This window comes from Kribbella sp. WER1 (assembly GCF_054189145.1).
On record NZ_CM135186.1, the window covers coordinates 745,973 to 766,485 of the forward strand.

The 20,513-nt window shown below is 70.1% G+C and carries 23 protein-coding genes; 13 read left to right on the plus strand and 10 right to left on the minus strand.

What is annotated here, in order from left to right; all coding sequences use genetic code 11:
- The first annotated feature begins 25 nt into the window (after positions 1–25).
- The 5 genes from ACXJJ3_RS03710 (at position 26) to ACXJJ3_RS03730 (ending at position 5,513) form a co-directional block, all read left to right on the plus strand.
- Positions 26–1,714, plus strand: a complete 1,689-nt coding sequence (locus tag ACXJJ3_RS03710) for a nitrite/sulfite reductase (RefSeq protein WP_458168490.1) — start codon at positions 26–28, stop codon at positions 1,712–1,714.
- Between the two features lie 142 nt (positions 1,715–1,856).
- Entirely contained in the window at positions 1,857–2,540 is a 684-nt protein-coding gene (locus ACXJJ3_RS03715) for a phosphoadenylyl-sulfate reductase (protein WP_458168492.1), read from the plus strand.
- Positions 2,537–3,436 (plus strand): sulfate adenylyltransferase subunit CysD, encoded by a 900-nt coding sequence (cysD, locus tag ACXJJ3_RS03720; protein ID WP_458168493.1) that lies wholly within the window; start codon positions 2,537–2,539, stop codon positions 3,434–3,436. The genes ACXJJ3_RS03715 and cysD overlap by 4 nt, the downstream gene beginning before the upstream one ends.
- Entirely contained in the window at positions 3,436–4,722 is a 1,287-nt protein-coding gene (locus ACXJJ3_RS03725; protein ID WP_458168495.1) for a sulfate adenylyltransferase subunit 1, read from the plus strand. The genes cysD and ACXJJ3_RS03725 overlap by 1 nt, the downstream gene beginning before the upstream one ends.
- Complete coding sequence (locus tag ACXJJ3_RS03730) at positions 4,719–5,513, plus strand: sirohydrochlorin chelatase (protein ID WP_458168496.1); 795 nt, start codon at positions 4,719–4,721, stop codon at positions 5,511–5,513. Before ACXJJ3_RS03725 ends, ACXJJ3_RS03730 begins: the two co-directional genes overlap by 4 nt.
- Here the strand turns inward: ACXJJ3_RS03730 and solA are convergent.
- A complete protein-coding gene (solA, locus tag ACXJJ3_RS03735; protein WP_458168498.1) occupies positions 5,510–6,622 on the minus strand; it encodes an N-methyl-L-tryptophan oxidase in 1,113 nt (370 codons plus the stop codon). The genes ACXJJ3_RS03730 and solA overlap by 4 nt on opposite strands.
- 10 nt (positions 6,623–6,632) lie before the next feature.
- Positions 6,633–7,619 (minus strand): aldo/keto reductase, encoded by a 987-nt coding sequence (locus ACXJJ3_RS03740; protein ID WP_458168499.1) that lies wholly within the window; start codon positions 7,617–7,619, stop codon positions 6,633–6,635.
- Between the two features lie 82 nt (positions 7,620–7,701).
- On the opposite strand from ACXJJ3_RS03740, the gene ACXJJ3_RS03745 reads away from it, so the two are divergent.
- Both ACXJJ3_RS03745 and ACXJJ3_RS03750 read left to right on the plus strand, forming a co-directional pair.
- Positions 7,702–7,929, plus strand: coding sequence for a ribbon-helix-helix protein, CopG family (locus tag ACXJJ3_RS03745; protein WP_427893652.1), 228 nt, complete (start codon positions 7,702–7,704; stop codon positions 7,927–7,929).
- On the plus strand, positions 7,929–9,023 hold the full coding sequence (locus tag ACXJJ3_RS03750) for a Clp protease N-terminal domain-containing protein (protein WP_458168501.1): 1,095 nt from the start codon (positions 7,929–7,931) through the stop codon (positions 9,021–9,023). Before ACXJJ3_RS03745 ends, ACXJJ3_RS03750 begins: the two co-directional genes overlap by 1 nt.
- Positions 9,024–9,025: 2 nt before the next feature.
- On the opposite strand, the gene ACXJJ3_RS03755 is transcribed toward ACXJJ3_RS03750, so the two are convergent.
- Both ACXJJ3_RS03755 and zapE read right to left on the minus strand, forming a co-directional pair.
- Positions 9,026–9,922, minus strand: a complete 897-nt coding sequence (locus ACXJJ3_RS03755) for a polyphosphate kinase 2 family protein (RefSeq protein WP_458168502.1) — start codon at positions 9,920–9,922, stop codon at positions 9,026–9,028.
- A gap of 36 nt (positions 9,923–9,958) precedes the next feature.
- On the minus strand, positions 9,959–10,969 hold the full coding sequence (gene zapE, locus ACXJJ3_RS03760) for a cell division protein ZapE (RefSeq protein WP_458168503.1): 1,011 nt from the start codon (positions 10,967–10,969) through the stop codon (positions 9,959–9,961).
- 41 nt (positions 10,970–11,010) lie between these two features.
- On the opposite strand from zapE, the gene ACXJJ3_RS03765 reads away from it, so the two are divergent.
- From ACXJJ3_RS03765 to ACXJJ3_RS03775, 3 genes are read left to right on the plus strand one after another with little or no spacing between them, the layout of a single operon-like run.
- A complete protein-coding gene (locus ACXJJ3_RS03765) occupies positions 11,011–11,952 on the plus strand; it encodes an aldo/keto reductase (RefSeq protein WP_458168504.1) in 942 nt (313 codons plus the stop codon).
- A complete protein-coding gene (locus ACXJJ3_RS03770) occupies positions 11,949–13,289 on the plus strand; it encodes a GH1 family beta-glucosidase (protein WP_458168505.1) in 1,341 nt (446 codons plus the stop codon). The genes ACXJJ3_RS03765 and ACXJJ3_RS03770 overlap by 4 nt, the downstream gene beginning before the upstream one ends.
- Positions 13,290–13,323: 34 nt before the next feature.
- Positions 13,324–14,298, plus strand: coding sequence for a zinc-binding dehydrogenase (locus tag ACXJJ3_RS03775; protein ID WP_458168507.1), 975 nt, complete (start codon positions 13,324–13,326; stop codon positions 14,296–14,298).
- 1 nt (position 14,299) lies between these two features.
- On the opposite strand, the gene ACXJJ3_RS03780 is transcribed toward ACXJJ3_RS03775, so the two are convergent.
- The 4 genes from ACXJJ3_RS03780 to ACXJJ3_RS03795 are packed head-to-tail and all read right to left on the minus strand — an operon-like array spanning position 14,300 to position 15,966.
- Positions 14,300–14,632, minus strand: coding sequence for a YnfA family protein (locus ACXJJ3_RS03780; RefSeq protein ID WP_458168508.1), 333 nt, complete (start codon positions 14,630–14,632; stop codon positions 14,300–14,302).
- Positions 14,629–15,054: a MerR family transcriptional regulator gene (locus ACXJJ3_RS03785; protein WP_458168509.1), complete on the minus strand. Its 426-nt coding sequence runs from the start codon at positions 15,052–15,054 to the stop codon at positions 14,629–14,631. The genes ACXJJ3_RS03780 and ACXJJ3_RS03785 overlap by 4 nt, the downstream gene beginning before the upstream one ends.
- Positions 15,051–15,332: a hypothetical protein gene (locus ACXJJ3_RS03790; protein WP_458168510.1), complete on the minus strand. Its 282-nt coding sequence runs from the start codon at positions 15,330–15,332 to the stop codon at positions 15,051–15,053. The genes ACXJJ3_RS03785 and ACXJJ3_RS03790 overlap by 4 nt, the downstream gene beginning before the upstream one ends.
- Before the next feature lie 40 nt (positions 15,333–15,372).
- Positions 15,373–15,966, minus strand: a complete 594-nt coding sequence (locus tag ACXJJ3_RS03795) for an FHA domain-containing protein (protein WP_458168511.1) — start codon at positions 15,964–15,966, stop codon at positions 15,373–15,375.
- Between the two features lie 73 nt (positions 15,967–16,039).
- On the opposite strand from ACXJJ3_RS03795, the gene ACXJJ3_RS03800 reads away from it, so the two are divergent.
- The 3 genes from ACXJJ3_RS03800 to ACXJJ3_RS03810 all read left to right on the plus strand — a co-directional run bounded on the left by ACXJJ3_RS03800 (position 16,040) and on the right by ACXJJ3_RS03810 (position 18,449).
- On the plus strand, positions 16,040–17,116 hold the full coding sequence (locus ACXJJ3_RS03800) for an ATP-dependent DNA ligase (RefSeq protein ID WP_458168512.1): 1,077 nt from the start codon (positions 16,040–16,042) through the stop codon (positions 17,114–17,116).
- Positions 17,116–17,871, plus strand: coding sequence for a polyprenyl diphosphate synthase (gene uppS, locus ACXJJ3_RS03805; protein ID WP_458168513.1), 756 nt, complete (start codon positions 17,116–17,118; stop codon positions 17,869–17,871). The genes ACXJJ3_RS03800 and uppS overlap by 1 nt, the downstream gene beginning before the upstream one ends.
- A 65-nt stretch (positions 17,872–17,936) precedes the next feature.
- Positions 17,937–18,449: a hypothetical protein gene (locus tag ACXJJ3_RS03810; RefSeq protein WP_458168514.1), complete on the plus strand. Its 513-nt coding sequence runs from the start codon at positions 17,937–17,939 to the stop codon at positions 18,447–18,449.
- On the opposite strand, the gene ACXJJ3_RS03815 is transcribed toward ACXJJ3_RS03810, so the two are convergent.
- Complete coding sequence (locus ACXJJ3_RS03815; RefSeq protein ID WP_458168516.1) at positions 18,421–18,597, minus strand: hypothetical protein; 177 nt, start codon at positions 18,595–18,597, stop codon at positions 18,421–18,423. The genes ACXJJ3_RS03810 and ACXJJ3_RS03815 overlap by 29 nt on opposite strands.
- Positions 18,597–20,471: an ABC transporter ATP-binding protein gene (locus ACXJJ3_RS03820; protein ID WP_458172018.1), complete on the minus strand. Its 1,875-nt coding sequence runs from the start codon at positions 20,469–20,471 to the stop codon at positions 18,597–18,599. Before ACXJJ3_RS03820 ends, ACXJJ3_RS03815 begins: the two co-directional genes overlap by 1 nt.
- Positions 20,472–20,513: the final 42 nt, after the last annotated feature.

Below are 20,513 nucleotides of genomic sequence, written 5' to 3' on the forward strand. Positions count from 1 at the left end.
GTCACGAGGACAAGGACACGCCCCGATGACTGCCGGCGTCACCTCCCCCGCCCGTAAACCGGCCCGCCCCCGCAAGGGCAAGGGCGAAGGCCAGTGGGCACTCGGATACCGCGAGCCGCTGAACAAGAACGAAGAGAACAAGAAGAACGACGACGGCCTGAACGTCCGGGCCCGGATCGAGAACGTCTATGCGCACCGCGGCTTCGACTCGATCGACCCCGCCGACCTGCGCGGCCGGTTCCGCTGGTGGGGCCTCTACACGCAGCGCAAGCCCGGGATCGACGGCGGGAAGACCGCGACCCTGGAGCCGGAAGAGCTGGACGACCGCTACTTCATGATGCGGGTCCGGGTCGAGGGCGGCCAGCTCACGACCGAGCAGCTCAAGGTGATCGCCGAGGTCTCCACCGAGTACGCGCGCGACACCGCGGACATCACCGACCGGCAGAACATCCAGCTGCACTGGATCGCGATCGAGGACGTGCCGAAGATCTGGCAGCGGCTCGAGGCCGTCGGGCTCTACACCACCGAGGCGTGCGGCGACGTACCGCGGGTGGTGATCGCCAGCCCGGTCGCCGGGATCGCGGCGGACGAGATCATCGACCCGACACCGGCCATCACCGAGATCGTCGACAAGTACATCGGCTCGGACGAGTTCTCGAACCTGCCGCGGAAGTTCAAGACCGCGCTGACCGGGCACCCGTCGCACGACGTCGTCCCCGAGGTGAACGACATCGCGTTCGTCGGTGTCGTGCACCCGGAGCACGGCCCGGGCTTCGACCTGTGGGTCGGCGGCGGCCTGTCCACGAACCCGATGCTCGCGCAGCGGCTCGGCACCTGGATCCCGCGCGACGAGGTCGCCGAGGCCTGGTGGGGTGTGACCAGCATCTTCCGCGACTACGGCTACCGCCGGCTGCGGAACCGGGCACGGCTGAAGTTCCTGCTCGCGGACTGGGGCGTCGAGAAGTTCCGTGAGGTGCTGGAGACGAAGTACCTCAAGCGGAAGCTGATCGACGGCCCGGCGCCCGAGGTGCCCGCGATCCAGGGCGACCACATCGGCGTCCATAAGCAGAAGGATGGCAACTACTACGTCGGCGTCGCGCCGGTCGTCGGCCGCGTTTCCGGTACGTCGCTCGCGCAGGTCGCGGACGTCGTCGCGAAGCACGGGTCGGACCGGATCCGGACCACGCCGCAGCAGAAGCTGCTGGTGCTGGACGTCGAGGAGTCCCAGGTCGACTCGCTGGTCGCGGAGCTGGACGCGCTCGGGTTCCAGGCGAACCCGTCGGCGTGGCGGCGGAACACGATGGCCTGCACCGGCATCGAGTTCTGCAAGCTCGCGATCGTCGAGACCAAGGCGAAGGCGGCCCGCTTGATCGAGGAGCTCGAGGAGCGGATCCCCGAGCTCGACGTACCGATCACCGTGAACCTGAACGGCTGCCCGAACTCCTGCGCCCGGATCCAGACCGCGGACATCGGCCTCAAGGGCCAGCTGGTGATGGATGCCGACGGCAACCAGGTGCCCGGGTACCAGGTGCACCTCGGCGGCGGGCTCGGCCTGGACGCCGGCTTCGGCCGGAAGCTCCGCGGTCACAAGGTGACGGCGGACGACCTGACCGACTACGTGGAGCGGGTCACGCAGACGTACCTCAAGGAGCGCACCGAGGGCGAGCGATTCGCCCAGTGGGTCACCCGGGCTGACGAGGAGGCACTGACATGAGTGAGCGTGCTGCGCCTCTCTACTGCCCGTACTGCGGAGACGAGGACCTCAGGCCCTCCGAAGAAGGCCATGGCGCGTGGGAGTGCCGGCCGTGCGCACGGGTGTTCCAGCTGAAGATGATCGGGTTGCGGGTGACGGTGGAATGAGTGACTTGAAGACGCTCGCCGAGGAGGCGAACGAACGGCTGGCCGACGCCACGCCCGTCGAGGTGCTGACCTGGGCGCGGGAGACGTTCGGTGACGAGCTGGTCGTGACCGCCTCGATGGCCGACGGCGCGCTCCCGCACCTGGCGGCGCAGGCCGCGCCGGGTGTCGACGTACTGTTCCTGGACACCGGCTACCACTTCGCCGAGACGATCGGGACCCGGGACGCGGTGGCCGCGACGCTGCCGATCCACCTGGTCAACGCGCTGCCGCGGCAGACCGTCGCCGAGCAGGACGCGGAGTACGGCGAGAAGCTGCACGACCGCGACCCGAACAAGTGCTGCGCGCTCCGCAAGGTCGAGCCGCTGAACCGGTACCTGTCCGGCTACAAGGCGTGGGTCACCGGCATCCGCCGCGAGGAGGCACCGACCCGCGCGAACACTCCGGTCGTCGAGTACGACGAGAAGCGCGACATGGTGAAGCTGAACCCGATCGCGCCGTGGACGCAGGAGGACCTGGACAACTACATCCAGGACAACGGCGTACTGGTGAACCTGCTGCAGTACGACGGCTACCCGTCGATCGGCTGCGAGCCCTGCACGCAACGCGTCGCGCCGGGCGAGGACCCGCGCAGCGGCCGCTGGGCCGGCACCGGCAAGGTGGAATGCGGGTTGCACACATGAGCACAACTGTTACCGAGTTGGACGCTCTGGAGAGCGAATCGATCTTCGTGTTCCGTGAGGTGGCGGCGGAGTTCGAGCGGCCGGTGATCCTGTTCTCCGGTGGCAAGGACTCGATCGTGATGCTGCACCTGGCGCGGAAGGCGTTCGCGCCGGCGGGTGTGCCGTTCACGTTGCTGCACGTCGACACCGGACACAACTTCCCCGAGGTACTCGCGTACCGCGACGCGACCGTCGAGCAGTTGGGCCTGCGGCTCGAGGTCGCGAGCGTGGAGGACTACATCGCGGACGGGCGGCTGCGGGAGCGGACCGACGGGACGCGGAACCAGCTGCAGACGATCCCGTTGCTGGACGCGATCAACCAGCACCGGTTCGACGCGGTGTTCGGCGGCGGCCGGCGTGACGAGGAGCGGGCGCGGGCGAAGGAGCGGATCTTCAGCCTGCGTGACGAGTTCGGCCAGTGGGACCCGCGCAACCAGCGGCCCGAGTTGTGGTCGCTGTACAACGGGCGGCACCGGCCGGGCGAGCACGTGCGGGTGTTCCCGCTGTCGAACTGGACCGAGCTGGACATCTGGCACTACATCGAGCGCGAGCAGATCCCGCTGCCGACGATCTACTACGCGCACGAGCGGGACGTGTTCGAGCGCGACGGCATGTTGCTTGCCGTCGGCCCCTATTCGCAACCGCGCGACGGCGAGACCGTTGGCCGGCGCACCGTCCGCTACCGGACCGTCGGCGACATGTCCTGCACCGGCGCGGTGGCCTCCGTCGCGACGACCGCCGCGGACGTCGTCGTCGAGGTCGCGGCCAGCGAGATCACCGAACGCGGCGCGACCCGCGCCGACGACCGGGCCAGCGAGGCCGCGATGGAAGACCGTAAGCGAGAGGGGTACTTCTGATGAGCACCCTGTTGCGGCTGGCAACAGCCGGCTCTGTGGACGACGGCAAGTCGACCCTGGTCGGGCGGCTGCTGCACGACTGCAAGGCGATCCTCGCCGACCAGATCGCGCACGTGAAAACCGTCTCCGAGGCCCGCGGCGGCGATTTCGACTTCGCACTGCTCACCGACGGCTTGCGCGCCGAACGTGAGCAGGGCATCACGATCGACGTCGCCTACCGGTACTTCGCCACCGACAAGCGCTCGTTCATCCTGGCCGACTGCCCCGGACACGTGCAGTACACCCGCAACACTGTGACCGGCGCCTCGACCGCGGACGTGGTGATCATCCTGGTCGACGCCCGGCACGGCGTCCTCGAGCAGACCCGCCGGCACCTCGCGGTCGCCGGCCTGCTCCGGGTCCCGCACGTCGTCCTCGCGGTGAACAAGATCGACCTGGTCGGCTACGACGAGGCCGTGTTCACCAAGATCGCCAAGGAGGTCAACGACGTCGCCGACCAGCTCGACATCGCCGACGTCCAGGCCATCCCGGTCTCCGCCCTGGTCGGCGACAACGTCGTCGACCACTCCACGCAGACCCCCTGGTACGACGGACCGACCCTGCTGGAGTACCTCGAGAACGCCAACGGCCGCACCGACACCACGCAGCAGCCGCTGCGCTTCCCGGTGCAGTACGTGCTCCGCCCACAGACCGACGACCAGTACCGCGACTACCGCGGCTACACCGGAACCGTTGCCTCCGGCACCGTCACCGTCGGCGACCCGGTCATCGTCCTCCCGGCCGGCCGCCGTACGTCGATCGCCGGCATCGACCGCCCCGTCGTCACCACCACCGGCACCGCGGTCGCCGAACGGCCGTCCGCGATCGCCGGCGAGGCCGTCACGGTCCGGCTCGCCGACGACATCGACGTCGCCCGCGGCTCGGTCATCGTCGCCGCCGACGCCTCCCCCGGCACCCGCCGGGAACTGGCCGCCACCGTCAGCTGGCTGTCCGACCGGCCCCTCACCGTCGGGGCCCGGGTGCTGATCAAGCACACCACCACCACCGCGCAGGCGATCGTCACCAAGATCACCGGCGCGCTGGACCTCGACACCCTCGGCGTCATCGACGCCGCCGAGCTCGCCCTCAACGACATCGGCAAGGTGCAACTCAAGATCGCCGCACCACTCGCCGCCGACCCGTACTCCCGCAACACCATCACCGGATCGTTCCTGCTGATCGACGCCCACGACGGGTGGACACTCGCAGCCGGCATGATCGACGACGAAGAAGGGGAACTGCTGTGACTGCTCCAGCGCTCGTGATCCTCGCCCACGGCAGCCGCGATCCGCGTTCGGCCGCCACCGTCCACGCCCTCGTCAAGTGCCTGCGTGAGATGCGTGCCGACCTGCGGATCGAAGCCTCCTTCCTCGACCACTGCCCGCCGACGCCGTACCAGGTGCTCGGGAAGCTCGCCGCCGAGGGCGTCGAGGAGGTCGTCGTCCTGCCGCTGCTGCTGTCGGCCGCGTACCACGCGCGGATCGACGTACCGGCCGTCATCGACGAGGCGCGCAGCCGGTTCCCGGGGCTACGGGTGACCGCGTCCGACGTCCTCGGGTACGACGACACGCTGCTCGACGTGCTGGACCGCCGGATGCGCGCCGAGCTCAAGGGCGGCCGCGTGCGCGAGCTGGACGCGCTGGTGCTGGCCTGCGCCGGATCGAGCGACTCGCACGCGAACGCCAGCGTCACCCGGCTCGCGCGGCTGTGGGGTCAGCGGCACAAGCTGCCGGTCACCGCCGCGTTCGTGTGCGCCGCGTCGCCGTCGCCGGCCGAGGCCGTCCTGCAGTGGCGGCTCGAGGGCCGCCGCCACGTCGCCGTCGGCTCGCTGTTCCTCGCGCCGGGCGTGCTGCCGGACCGCGCCGAGTCCACGTCCCGCCGGGCCGGCGCCGTCGCGGTGTCCCGCCCGCTGGGCGTCAGCGCCGAGGTCGCCCGCCTGGTCATGCTCCGCTACGGCGTCGCAGGCCTCGACCTGCTGACCCTGGAGCCCGCCCCGCGCCCGATCATCGCCCGCCCCGAGCTGGTGCGTACCGCCTAGAACCTGTGGGGATCGACGAAGGAGGCGTCCGTGTAGGGCGCCTCCTTCGTCGTTTGCTGGGCGACGAGTTCGCCGATACCAGCGCAGTGCTTGAAACCGTGGCCGCTGTCGCCGCCGGCGATCAGCACGCGGTCGTCGTACCGCCCGACCAGGAACTGCCCGTCCAGCGAGTCGGTCACCATGCACGGCATGAGCTTCACCGGCTCGGGATCGAGCTCTGGGAAGTGGTCCGCGATCGCCGCGGACAGTTCGGCGATGTCCTTGCGCGGGTGGATGTAGCGGTCCAGCTCGTCCGGGTCGACGTCCCGGTCGCGCTCCGCGCCGTCCAGGCCGACCTTGACGAGGAAGTCCTCGTCGGACCCGTGTCCCCACAGCCCGCGCCCGTCCCCGAACTCCCAGATGAACGACGGGAAGTTCCGCAACTGGAAGGCCGTCGACGCGGGGTCCTTCGGCTGGAACCAGAACAGCGGCGTACGGCGCGGTGACAGCGACACGTCCGGCACGAGTTTGCTCAGCCACGCGCCGGTGCTGATCACGACCTGCTCCGCGGTGATGCTCGTCGTCGGTGTCCGGACCGTCAGCCCGTCCGCGCCGACCTCGATCGCGGTGACCATCGTGTGCGGATACACGGTCGCGCCGAGCCGTTCGGCCTCCGCGACCTGCGCGCGAACGGTCGGCTCCGCGTAGCAGATGCCCGCGTCCGGATCCCACACCGCGACGTCGTCGGCCGCCAAGTTGTACTGCGGGAACCTCTCGCGCAGCTCGTCATGGGTGAGATCAGCCGGCCGCGCACCGACCGCAGCCCGCGCCCCGGTCACCGGCTGGCTCCCCGGAGCGCCGACGTTCAGCGAGCCGGTCTGCCGGACGTACGTCGCTCCGTTCCGCTCCCCCAGCTCCGTCCACAACGCCAACGACTTCCGCGCGATCGCAGTCAGGCCGGGATGCTCCATACACGCCACCCGGAACAACCGCGTCGTCCCGTGCGAGGAGCCGAACGCGTGCCCGATCCCCTGCTGCTCGATCCCGACGACGTCCACGCCACGAGCGGCCAACCTCCACAAAGCCGCCGACCCGAACGCACCCAACCCGACCACCACGACATCCGCCACACCCGCAACCCTATAGGCCGACCATGGCCATTCCGGCTGGGTTGTAGCGGTTGCCTTGGACACCTACGCGGGCGGCGAGCGTGTTGAGATCTGCCAGCTCGTCGGCGGACAGGGCGAGCTGGGTCGACGCGTTGTTCTCGTCGACGCGTTCGCGTCGGCGCGTGCCCGGGATGGGCACGATCCACGGGTACTGGGCGAGCAACCACGCCAGCGCCACCTGCCCCGGCGTACATCCCTTCGGCTCCGCGAGCGCCCGGACGTAGTTCACCAGCGCCTCGTTCGCCGTCAGGTTGGCCGCCTCGAAGCGCGGGACCCGGTTGCGGATGTCGCCGGCGTCGAACGTGGTCGTCGTACCGACCGTGCCGGTCAGGAATCCCTTGCCCAGCGGGCTGAACGGCACGAAACCGATCCCGAGCTCCGCACACGCGGGCAGCACCTCCGGCTCCGGATCGCGCGTCCACAGCGAGTACTCGCTCTGCACGGCCGTCACCGGATGGACGGCGTGCGCCCGCCGGATCGTCGCCGCCCCCGCCTCGGACAACCCGAAGTGCCGGACCTTGCCGGCCTGGACGAGTTCGGCCACCGCCCCGGCGACGTCCTCGATCGGCACCGCGGGGTCGACCCGGTGCTGGTAGAACAGGTCGATCACGTCGATCCCGAGCCGGCGCAGCGACTCGTCCGCGACCCGGCGGATCTGCTCCGGACGGGAGTTCGTCCCGCGCATCGCGCCGTCCTCGATGTTCCAGCCGAACTTCGTCGCGATCACCACCTGGTCCCGCAGTGGCGCCAGCGCTTCACCGACGAGTTCCTCGTTGACGTACGGCCCGTACACCTCGGCGGTGTCGAAGAACGTGACGCCTTGCTCCACGGCGTACCGGATGACGCCGATCATGTCGTCGCGGTCACCGGGGTTGGGGCCGTAGCTCTGCGACATCCCCATACATCCCAGACCGATCGCCGACACCTGCAGACCTTGACCGAGCGTTCGTGTGTGCATGCCCCCGACGGTAGAGCGGGCGCGGCGGCGGGAGGGAGACACTGCGAGTACCCCTGTCGGCTAGCGTGATATCTTGATATCCATGGCGAAGGACGTGACCAAGAACATCCTGCTGCGGCTCGACCCGGAGCTGGCCGACCGGCTGCAGACGGTGGCGTCGGTGGAGGGACGGTCGGTGTCGGACGTGGCCCGCGAGGCGATCGCCGCGCTGGTGGACCAGCGCCGCCAGGACGCGCAGTTCAGCCAGTTGCTCGAGGAGAACCTGACCCGCCACGAGGAATCGCTGCGCCGGCTGCGCGGAGACGACTGATGCGCCACCTCGGCCGGTACGACGTACTCGCCGTCGCGGCGCGGGTCCTGCGCTGCGCCTCCGACGACGTCGTCCGCCGGTCGAACCTGGACGCGATCGACCAGGTGCTGACCGACGTACGGCGAACCGGCGGGCTGGCGGAGGCGGCCGGCGTACTGCTCGCGGGGCTGGTCCGTGCCCGACCGTTCGACGGGGCGAACCGGGTCGTCGCGGTCGCGGTGGTGCTGCAGTTCGTGTCGATCAACGGGGCCGAGCTCCGGCTGGAGCCGGTCGTCGACGTCGACGAGCTGCTCGACCGGATCACGGCCGGTGCCGCCGACGACGCGGAGGCCGGCGACTTCGTCCGGAGCCGGCTCGAGTACCACCCGGTCGCCGCGGAGGACCTGCAGGACGCTCTGCGGATCGAGCTGCTGCTGTCCGAGGAGTCCCTGGCCTTCGACGTCGAACAAGAGTGGTGGAGGGGAATCCGGATGTACGAACAGTTCAGCCAGGAAGCCCGGCAGGTCATCGTGCTGGCGCAGGAGGAGGCCCGCGGCCTCGACCACGTGTACGTCGGCACGGAGCACCTGCTGCTCGGCGTGATCGTGCAGGGATCGGCCGTCGCGTCGAAGGTGCTGGCCGACCTCGGCATCACCGCACCGGCAGTGCGGGACCTGGTCCTGGAGATCATCGGGCGCGGCAAGAGCGGCGCGGGCACCGCGGCGATCCCGTTCACGCCGCGGGCGAAGGGTACGTTCGAGTTCGCCTGGGGTGAAGCGCGAGCGCGCGGCGCGGAGCAGGTCGGCCCGGAGCACCTGCTGCTCGGCGTCCTGCACGACGCGGACGGTGTCGGCGGCCAGATCCTCACCAAGCTCGCCGAGGACGTCGACGCGGTACGCCGCAAGCTCGAGCAGCGGATGAACTGGCGGCAGCGGTCCGAGGCGGTCGTCGCCGAGGTCGCGGAGGAGCAGACCGCCGAGTGGACGACGTACGGCCGCCGGCACCACCTGACCGCGGAACTCAACGCCGTCCTCGACGAGAACGAACGCCTGCACGAGCAGGTCGCGCGCCTCCGCGACCTGCTCCGGCGCCACGGGATCAACCCGGACGACTGACCTCAGGTCGCGGCCAGGCGCTTCTTCTCCTTCTCGACGTCGAAGTCGGCGGCCGGCCATTCCGGGTTCAGTTCCTTGAGCGTCTCGAGCAGGATCGTGGTGACGGCCCAGTTCCGGTACCACTTGCGGTCGCTCGGGATCACGTACCACGGGGCGTCCGGCGTGCTGCAGCGCTCGATCGCGGCGTGGTACGCGTCCATGTAGTCCGGCCACAGCTGCCGCTCATCGACGTCGCCCGGGTTGTACTTCCAGTGCTTGGTCGGGTCGTCCAGGCGCGCCTCGAGCCGGTTGCGCTGCTCCTCGGGCGAAATGTGCAGGTAGCACTTGACGATCGTGACGCCGCTCGCGGTCAGCTCGGCCTCGAAGTCGTTGATCTGGTCGTAGCGCCGGGTCCACACGTTCGGCGTGACGAGCTCCCGGACCCGGGCGATCAGGACGTCCTCGTAGTGCGACCGGTCGAAGATGCCGATCATGCCGCCGCCCGGCACCGCCTGCCGGATCCGCCACAGGAACCCGCGGCGCTTCTCGGCCGGCGTTGGCGCCTTGAACGAGGTGATCTTCAGGCCCTGCGGGTCCATCAGCCCGGCGCCGTGCCGGATGACGCCACCCTTGCCAGACGTGTCCATCCCCTGCAGCACCAGCAGGACGCTCCGCTCGCCGCCGCTGCGCCCCTCGGCGAACAGCCGCTCCTGCCAGTCCGACACCTCGGCGCCGAGGCTCGCCAGCGCCTCCTTGCCGTCGTCCTTGCCGCCGCTGAACCCGGCCGTCGACCGCGTGTCGTACGTCGTCAGGTCGACCTCACCGGCCGGTACCCGCAACAGCTCCCGCAGTCCGCCGCCGGCTTCCGCCTTCTGGTCCGCTTTCCGGGCCGCCTTGTCGCCCTTCTTCTGCTTCGCCATCCACTCATCCTGCCTCATCGGCCCGCGAGATCGCGGTCACGCAGCGCGGGCCAGCGCAATCAGCCGGGACAGCGCGCGCAGGTACTTCTTCCGGTAGCCGCCCTTGAGCATGTCCTGCGAGAACAGCTCGTCCAGCGGTACGCCGCCCGCGAGCAGCGGCAGGTCACGGTCGTACATCCGGTCCGCGAGGACGACCATCCGGAGCGCGACGTTCTCGTCGGTCAGCGGCCGGATGTCCGTGATCCCCACGGCCTCGACGCCGTCCAGGAGCGCGCCGTACCTGCTCGGGTGCAGCTCCGCGAGGTGGCGGTGCAGGTCGACGAAGTGGTCGCATGACGCGTTCCGGCGGACGGCGGCCTCGTGCTCGACCTTCTCGTCCGGCCAGGGATCGGGCGCCACCGGGAGGCCACGGTGCCGGTAGTCCGGCCCGTCGACCCGGCGGACGTCGAAGCGCGCGGCGAGGCCCTGGATCTCGCGGAGGAAGTCGACCGCCTGGAACCGTCCCTCGCCGAGCTTGTCGGGCAGCGTGTTGGAGGTGGCCGCGAACTGGACGCCGGCGTCGACGAGCTGACCGAGCAGCCGGGAGATCAGCATGGTGTCGCCGGGGTCGTCGAGCTCGAACTCGTCGATGCAGATCAGCCGGTACGACGACAGCTTCTCGACCGCCGTGCGGAGACCGAGGGCGCCGACCAGGTTGGTGAGTTCGACGAACGTGCAGTACATCTTCGGCCCGGCCGCCTCGTGCCAGAGCGACGCGAGCAGGTGGGTCTTGCCGACACCGAAACCGCCGTCGAGGTAGATCCCGGGCCGGTCCGGCGACGCGGGACGGCCGCGGAACCGCGACCAGAACGACGGCTCCGTCCGCGGCTGCGCCAGGTACGACGCCCGCTCCGTCAGCGCCGCGACCGCCTCCGCCTGCGACACCTCGTCCGGATCCGGCCGGTACGTCCCGAACCGGACGTCCGCGAACCGCGGCGGCGGCACGCACTCCGAGAGCAAGCGCTCCGGGCTGACCTCGGGCCGCCGCCCACTCAACCGCACCACCATGGCCGCAACTCTACAAACCCGCCCCGTCTAGGCTCCCGCGCATGACCAACAACTGGCTCCGCCCACTCGGCTCCACCGGGCTCACCGTCTCGGCCGTCTGCGCCGGCGGCAGCGGCATCGCGGGGATGCCCGCCGTCTTCGGCTACGACGTCAGCTCGCAGCAGGCCGTCGACCTGGTACTGCGGGTCTTCGACAGCCCGCTCAGCTGGATCGACACCTCCAACGGGTACGGCGACGGCACCAGCGAGACCCGGATCGGCCAGGCGATCCGCGAGTACGGCGGGCTGCCCGACGGGTTCCTGGTGGCGACCAAGGTGGACGCGAAGGACGGCGACTACTCCGGCGCCCGGGTCCGCGCGAGTGTTGCCGAGAGCAAGGAACGGCTCGGGCTCGACGACCTGCCGCTGGTGTACCTGCACGACCCCGAGGCGCACGACTTCGCCACGATGCGCGACGCCGTCGACACGTTGATGCAACTGCGCGCGGACGGCGAGATCGGGCACGTCGGCCTGGCGGGCGGCGACACCCGGGAGCTGTCGCGGTACCTCGATCTCGGCGGGTTCGAAGTACTGCTGGTCCACAACCGGTGGAGCCTGGTCGACCACTCGGCCGACGCGATCTTCCGGCGGGCGCGCGCCGACGGGATCGCGGTCGTGAACGCGGCCGTCTACGGCGGCGGCATCCTCGCGAACCCGGCCGGCGCGACGAAGTACGCGTACCGCGAGGCGCCGGCGGCCGTCCTCGAGGCCGTGACCGCGATGGACGAGGCCTGCCGGGAGTACGGCGTCGACCTGGCGACCCTCGCGCTCCGGCACTCCGTGGACGATCCTGGAATCACGGGCACGGTCGTCGGGATCACCAAGCCGTCCCGGGTCGACGCGCTGGCCGAGGCGCTCGCGGTCGACCTCCCGGAGCAGCTGCTTAACCGGTTAGGTAATCTGCTCCCGGACAAGCAGTACTGGGTGGAGAAGGAGACGACGTGAGGAACGGCTTCCCGAGCGGGTTCACCTGGGGCGCGGCCACCGCGTCGTACCAGGTCGAGGGGGCGGTGTCGGCGGACGGGCGCGGTCCGAGCATCTGGGACACGTTCGCGAACACCCCGGGCACGATCGCCGACGGCAGCACCGGTGAGATCGCGGACGACCACTACCACCGGTTCGCCGACGACATCCGGTTGCTCGCGGACCTCGGGCTGACGGCGTACCGGTTCTCGATCGCCTGGCCGCGGATCATGCCGACGGGCGCCGTGAACCAGGCCGGGCTGGACTTCTACCGGCGGCTCGCGGAGACCTGTCTGGCGAACGGCGTCACGCCGTACGCGACGCTCTACCACTGGGACCTGCCGCAGCCGCTGGAGGACGCCGGCGGCTGGCTGGTCCGCGACACGGCCGAGCGGTTCCGCGACTACGCGGCCGTCACCCACGACGCGCTCTCGGACGTGGTCAAGCACTGGATGACGCTGAACGAGCCGTGGTGCTCGGCGTTCCTCGGGTACGGGAACGGCGAGCACGCGCCCGGCCGCACCGTGGGCGCCGACGCACTGAAGGCGGTCCACCATCTGCTGCTCGGGCACGGTCTCGCGCTGGACGCGATCCGCGCCGAGGGCGGGACGTACGGCATCGCGCTGAACCCGGCGCCGATCCACGCGGCCACCGACTCCCCTGCCGACCGCGACGCCGCGCGCCGCATCGACGGGCTGCGGAACCGGCTGTTCCTGGAGCCGCTGCTGTCCGGGCAGTACCCGGCGGACGTGCTCGCGGACACCGGCCTGACCGACTGGTTCGCGGTACAGGAGGCCGACCTGCCGCTGATCGGGGCGCCGCTGGACTTCCTCGGCGTGAACTACTACTGCCCGACCACGGTGGCCGCGCCGGAGGGGCCGATCTCGACGTCCGGTCCGAGCACGCAGCCGGGCAGCGAGAACGTCGTCACGGTCGACCCGGGGCTGCCGAAGACCCAGATGGGCTGGTCGATCCAGGCGTCCGGGCTGCGCGACATCCTGGTCGCGATCAACAAGCTCGCCCCGAAGCTGCCGTTGTACGTGACCGAGAACGGGTCGGCGTACCCGGACGAGGTCACCGCCGACGGTCAGGTCGAGGACGACGAGCGGCTCGACTACCTCCGGCAACACGTTGCCGTGTGCAAGGACCTGGTGACCGAGGGGTTCCCGTTGAAGGGGTACTTCGCGTGGTCGCTGCTGGACAACTTCGAGTGGGCGTGGGGCTACAGCCGGCGCTTCGGGATCGTGTACGTCGACTACGCGACGCAGCAACGGATCGTGAAGAAGAGCGGCCGCTGGCTGCAGGAGTTCATCGCTTGACCTCAACCATTGTTGAGGTCTTAGCGTTCCGGGTGTGAAAGCGATCAGACTGCACGCATTCGGCCCGGCGGGGAACCTCCTCTACGAGGAGGTCCCGGACCCGGTGCCGACCGCCGGGACCGTCCTCGTCGACGTCGAGGCCGCCGGGGTCCACCTCGTCGACACCATGATCCGCGCCGGGAGCACCGGCGACAGCCCGATCCCGGTACCGGACCTCCCCACCATCCCCGGCCGCGAGGTCGCCGGCCGGGTGCGGGCGGTCGGACCCGGCACCGACCCGTCCTGGACCGGCAAGCGCGTCGTGGTCCACCTCGGCATGGTCCCCGGCGGGTACGCCGAACGCGCCGTCGCGAAGGCGGAGTCGCTGTACGAACTCCCCGACCACGTCGACGCCGCCCAGGCCGTCGCCGCGATCGGCACCGGCCGCACGACCGCCGGCATCCTCCAGCAGGCCCGCCTGACGATGGAGGACGTCGTACTGATCACGTCCGCGGCCGGCGGCATCGGCAGCTACCTCGTCCAGGCCGCCCGCAACGTCGGCGCCGTCGCCATCGGCCTCGCCGGCGGCCCCGAGAAGACCGAACTGGTCCGCTCCCTCGGCGCGCAGTACGCCATCGACTACCGCAACCCCGACTGGCCCCAACTCCTCAAGGACGCCCTGGACGGCCAGGAGATCACCGTCCTGCTGGACGGCGTCGGCGGCCCCAACGGCCAGCAGGCCTTCGACCTCCTCTCCCCCGGCGCCCGGGCGCACCTCTTCGGCTGGTCCGGCGGCGGCCCCATCGAGTTCTCCCACGAAGACCTGATGGCCCGCAGCCTCACCGTCGGCTGGTCCCTCGGTCCCACGATGGCCAGGGGTCTCCGCGCCTTCGAATCCGCCGCGCTGGAAGAAACCTTCGAGGGCCGATGGCAAGCACTCACCACCACGTTCCCGCTGTCCGACGCCGCCAAGGCCCACAAAGCTCTGGAGACCCGCGGTTCCACCGGCAAGGTGGTGCTGATCCCCTGAGCTACCCGCGCGGTGCGTACATGATCACCGCCACGCCGAGGAGGCAGATGGTGGCGCCGGTGAGGTCGTACCGGTCGGGTTTGAAGTGGTCTACGAGCATGCCCCAGGCTAGGGAGCCGGCGACGAAGATGCCGCCGTAGGCGGCCAGGATGCGGCCGAAGTTGGCGTCGGGCTGGAAGGTGGCGACGAAGCCGTAGGCGCCGAGGGCAACTATTCCGGCGGCGATCCAGAGGACGCCGCGGTGTTCGCGCCAGCCTTGCCAGATCAGCCAGGCGCCGCCGATCTCGGCGATCGCGGCGAGGACGAACAGGACGATCGAGCGGACCACCGTCACCGGGCGAGCTCCGCGAACGGGAGCGGGGCGAACGGGAGCGGGCAGCGCGGGTCGGCGGCGCAGGTTTCGAGGTCGTCGCAGCCGGCGGTGATGCCCGCGCGGAGGGTCTCGGCGATGACCGTCAGGTCGGCGATCTTGGCTTCCACGTCCACCAGTTTCTCCCGGGCGCGGGCCTGGAGTCCGGCTCCCTCGCCGCGGCGGTGCCGGTGTCTCGCGGTGTCGAGCAGTTCGGAGATCTCGGCGAGGGTGAAGCCGAGGCGTTGGGCAGCCTTGATGACGCGCAGCGTGGTGACGGCGTCGGCGGAGTACACCCGGTGGCCGCCGAGGCTGCGGTCTGGTTCGTCGAGCAGTCCGCGGCGTTCGTAGTACCGGAGGGTCTGCAGGTTGACGCCGGCGGCGGCCGCGAGTTCGCCGGATCTCATTGCGGGAAGCCTTCGAGTACGGCGGTATACGCCGGCGGGACGGTGATCCGCAGATGTGTCGCGCCGGTGAGCGTGAACGTGAAGAACGAGCAGCACTCGGACTCGCGGGCGATCAGGTCGGCGGTCGCGGAGAAGGCCGCGGGATCCAGCGTGAGGTCGAGGGTCCGGGCGTCGACGCGGTCCGCGTGCCGCAGGTGGTCGGCGAACAACTGGCCGAACTCGGCGGTCCGCAGCGGCTGCTCGGCGGTCGGCAGGGTACAAGCTTCCGGAACGTCCATGGCTACGACGGTAAACCTGTACCCAAGGACCGGATGCAAGCTACGGCTGCCAGGTCAGCGTGAAACTGACCGCCCCAAAACTGACCCGATCCCCCGGCCGTACCCGCACGGTCGTGGTGATCCGCAGGTCGTTCACGCAGGTCCCGTTCATCGACCCGAGGTCCCGCAGCAACCACCCGTCGCCCATCGCCCGCAACTCGGCATGGAACCGCGACACCGTCACGTCGCCCAACCGCAGCGTCGCCCCAGGCCCGCGCCCCACCCGCACGGTCGGCGAACCGGGCGCCGGCAACGCGAGCGCCGGCGGTGCCTCCGGAACGGGCACCTTCCGGCTCACCGACAGCCGCCCCAGCACGTCCCACCGGGGAACGCGGCGCGAGGGCCGGTCGAGTGTGACCCGCGGGAGCTTCTCGCGCAGATTCCGGGTGATCGTGGTGAAGCGGGACTCCCGGCGCGGCAGGTCACGCAGTACGTCGGCCAGTTCGCCGTTGGTCTGAGCACGCAGTACGACGTTCATCCGGCGGACGAACGTGTCGTGCGAGAGCCGCCCGGAACCCGCGCCGTCGCGGAGGACCGACAGCGCGCGGTCACGCTCCGCGTCCGACGGACGCGTCCCCACCCCGAGCGAACTCATACAGAGCATTGTCCGAGGCAACTCGCGTCCCGTCCACCTGGGAACTGTCACAGGCGTGGGACAGAATGACAGGATGCGACTGCCTGTGATGCCGCCGGTCAAGCCGATGCTCGCCAAGCCGGTCAAGGAGATCCCGCGCGGAGACCTGTCCTACGAGCCGAAGTGGGACGGGTTCCGGTCGATCATCTTCCGCGACGGCGACGAGGTGGAGATCGGCAGCCGGAACGAGAAGCCGATGACGCGGTACTTCCCGGAGCTGGTCGAGGCGGTGAAGGCGAACCTCCCGGAGCGGTGCGCGATCGACGGCGAGATCATCGTGATCGGCGAGTCCGGCGACCGGCTCGACTTCGAGGTCCTGCAGCAGCGCATCCACCCGGCGGCGAGCCGGGTGAACATGCTGTCCGAGAAAACCCCGGCCCGGTTCGTCGCGTTCGACCTGCTCGCGCTCGGTGACGACGACTACACTGAGCGCCCGTTCGCGGAACGCCGTACGGCGCTGCTCGAGGCGCTCGCCGGTGCGAAGGAGCCGATCCACGTCACGCCGGCGACCGCCGACCACGACACGGCCGCGCGGTGGTTCGAGCAGTTCGAAGGCGCCGGCCTCGACGGGCTGATCGCGAAGCCCCTCGACGGCACGTACCAGCCGGACAAGCGGGTGATGTTCAAGATCAAGCCGGAGCGTACGGCGGACTGCGTCGTCGCCGGGTACCGGCTGCACAAGAGCGGCCCGGACCGGATCGGTTCGCTGCTGCTCGGGCTGTACAACGAGGACGGCACACTGGCCAGCGTCGGCGTGATCGGCGCGTTCCCGATGGAGCGCCGCAAGGAGCTGTTCACCGAGTTGCAGTCGCTGGTGACGACGTTCGACGAGCACCCGTGGGCGTGGGCGAAGCAGGAGGAAGGCGTCCGGACGCCGCGGAACGCCGAGGGCTCCCGCTGGCAGGCGGGCAAGGACCTGTCGTTCACGCCGCTGCGCCCGGAGCGGGTGGTCGAGGTGCGGTACGACCACATGGAAGGCATCCGCTTCCGGCACACCGCGCAGTTCGTCCGCTGGCGCCCGGACCGGACGCCGGAGTCCTGCACCTACGAGCAGCTGGAGGAGCCGGTGAAGTTCGACCTCGCCGACGTCCTCTCCAGCGCCCAACGCTGATGCTGTACTCCCTCTACACGCGCCGGCTACGGCGTCAGCTCAAAGGTCTTCCCAAGCCACGGCATGTCGCGATCGTGATGGACGGCAACCGCCGCTGGGCGCGCGGCGCCGGGTACGACGACGTCCGCGTCGGGCACCGGTTCGGGGCGAAGCACCTGGAGCAGTTCCTGCAGTGGTGCGCGGACGCGGGCATCACCTGCGTCACCGCCTGGGTCGCGTCGGCCGACAACATGCGCAAACGCGACTCCGCCGAGGTCGGCTATCTGATGGAGCTGACCGAGAGCGTGCTGGCCGAGCACGTCCGCCGGGACCACCGCTGGCGGCTGCACGTCGCGGGCCAGCTGGATTTGTTGCCCGACTCAACATCCCGGGCACTGAAGGAGGCCGTCGAGCTCAGCCGGGACCGGGACGCCGGCGACCTGACGCTGGCGCTCGGGTACTCCGGGCGGCTCGAGGTGGTGGACGCGGTCCGCGCCGTACTCGACGACGCCGCGGCGGCCGGGCGGACGCTCGAGGACGTCGCCGACACGCTGAGCGAGCAGGAGATCGGGCGGCACCTGTACGTCCCCGGTCTGCCGGACCCGGATCTCGTGATCCGGACCAGCGGCGAGCTACGGATGTCGGACTTCCTGCTCTGGCAGGCAACGGACTCGGAGATCGAGTTCTGCGACCTGTACTGGCCCGCGTTCCGCGAGGTCGACCTGCTGCGCGCGCTCCGAACGTACGGAAGCCGAAGACTGCAACGATTCAGGTGAATACTTTCCCCGCCGTCCGGGGCACTATGGGGCTATACCGACTGGTAAGCACCGGAGGTGGCACGATGTACGACGTCGTACTGCTTGTCGAACAGGAACTGTCCGAGCCCGACGCGAAGCGCGTCGTCGAACTCCATCAGGACATGCCCGAGCCGGTCACGTACCACGTGCTCGTGCCCTGTCACAACGCGGAGGCGGGTGTCGAGGCGTCGATCAGCGCGCTCGGGACCGCGGATCTCTACGGGCCGGGTCTCGCCGGTCAGCGCGAGGATCTCGTCGAGGCGCAACGGGCGATCGACTCCGAGGCCAAGGGCTGCAGCGGCCGCAGCGTCCAACGGCTCCGCGACCTCGGCCAGACCGCCGAGGGCGGCATCTCGCACGACCGGCCGATCGACGCACTGGTCGCGACCGTCCAGCACAGCCACGGCCAGGAGGTCATCATCCTGACCCGGCCACACATCGTCGCCGAGTTCTTCCACCTGGACTGGACCAACTCGGCCCGCCGGCACCTCGGCGTCCCCGTGCTGCACCTGCTGGAGCACGAGTCCGCTAGTGCTGGAGCAGAACCGCGTACGTGAGGCCGGCGGCGAGGCTTGCGATCAGGAGCGACAGGGTGGTCCTGATCGCGCGCTCGCCGGTGCGGCCGTAGTGCCGGCCGTCCTCGGAGTGGTACGCGACCTGGTAGCCGGCGTACCCGGCCGCGAGGACGAGCGCGAGCTTGATCATCAGACACCTGCCGCTGTGCCGGACTCCTTGAACTGGGTGTGGTACAGATCAGCGTACTCGCCGCCGGCCGCGAGCAGCTGCTCGTGCGTGCCGCGCTCGATGACGTTGCCGTGGTCAACGACCAGGATCTGGTCCGCGTTCCGGACCGTCGACAGCCGGTGCGCGATGACCAGCGACGTGCGGCCTTCGAGCGCGGTGTCCAGGGCCCGCTGAACGGCGACCTCGGACTCCGAGTCCAGGTGCGCGGTGGCCTCGTCGAGGACGACGATCTTCGGCGCCTTGAGCAACAACCGGGCGATCGCGAGCCGTTGCCGTTCACCACCGGACAGCCGGTGGCCGCGGTCGCCGACGACGGTGTCGAGCCCGTCGGGCAGCTCGGACACCAGCTCCCAGATCTGCGCCGCCTTCAACGCCGCCACCATCTCGTCCTCGGCAGCGTCCGGCTTGGCGTACAGCAGGTTCGCCCGGATCGTGTCGTGGAACATGTGCGCGTCCTGCGTGACGTACCCGATCGTGTCGTGCAGGGACTGGAGCGTGACCTCGCGTACGTCGTGCCCGCCGATCCGCACCGCTCCGCCGGTCACGTCGTACAGCCGGGCCACGAGGTTGGTGATCGTGGTCTTGCCCGCGCCCGACGGACCCACGAGGGCGATCATCTGGCCGGGCTGAACGACGAAGCTGACGTCCTCGAGCACCTGCGCCGACGCGCGCTTGTCCAGCACCGCGACGGACTCGAGGCTCGCCAGCGAAACCTGGTCGGCGGTCGGGTACGAGAACGCGACATGGTCGAACTCGACGCTCGCCGCGTCGTCGGGCAAGTCGGCGGCGTCGGGCGCGTTCTTGATCATCGGCTCCAGGTCGAGCACCTCGAAGACCCGCTCGAACGACACCAGCGCGGTCATCACGTCGACCCGTACGTTCGACAACGCGGTCAGCGGACCGTACAGCCGGCCCAGCAGCGCGACCAGGGCGAGCAGCGTCCCGACGGTCAGCGTCTGACGGACGGCCAGGTTGCCGCCCACGCCGTACACGAGAGCCGTCGCGAGCGCGGCGACCAGCGTCAGCGCGGTGAAGAACACCCGGCCGAGCATCGCGATCCGGATCCCCAGGTCGCGGACCCGCCCGGCGCGCTCGCCGAAGTCGCGCTCTTCCAGCGCCGGATGGCCGAACAGCGTCACCAGCAGGGCGCCGCCGACGCTGAACCGCTCGGTCATCGCGGACGACATCTCGGCGTTCAGGTTCATCTGCTCGCGGGTCATCGCGGCCAGCCGGCGGCCGAGGATCCGGGCCGGGACCAGGAAGACCGGCAGCAGCAGGATCGCGACCACGGTCAGCTGCCAGCTCAGCGCGAGCATGGCACCGACCACGAGGATCAGGCTGATGATGTTCGAGACCACGCCGGACAGCGTGGTGGTGAAGGCCTGCTGCGCGCCGATCACGTCGTTGTTCAGTCGCGAGACCAGCGCGCCGGTCTGGGTCCGGGTGAAGAACGCGACCGGCATCCGCTGCACATGCGCGAACACCTTGGTCCGCAGGTCGAAGATCAGCCCCTCGCCGATCCGCGCCGAGAACGAGCGCTGGACCAGGCCGAGCACCGCCTCGACGACCGCGAGCCCCGCGACCACCAGCGCGAGCGCGGTGACCAGCCCCGCGTTCCCCTTGGTGATGCCGTCGTCGACGATCTTCTTGAACAGCAGCGGCGACGCGATCACCAGGAACGCCGACCCGATCACCAGTAGCAGGAACGCCGTGATCTGCCACCGGAACGGTCTCGCGAACCGGAGGATCCGCCGGACCGTGCCCTTCGCCAGCTTGCGCCCGACGACGGACGCATCCTGCCGCCGCCAGCCGGCCGCGGCCATCCCGCCCATCATCGACATCCAGCCGCCTCCCTTTTCTCCGCATCATCTCAACAG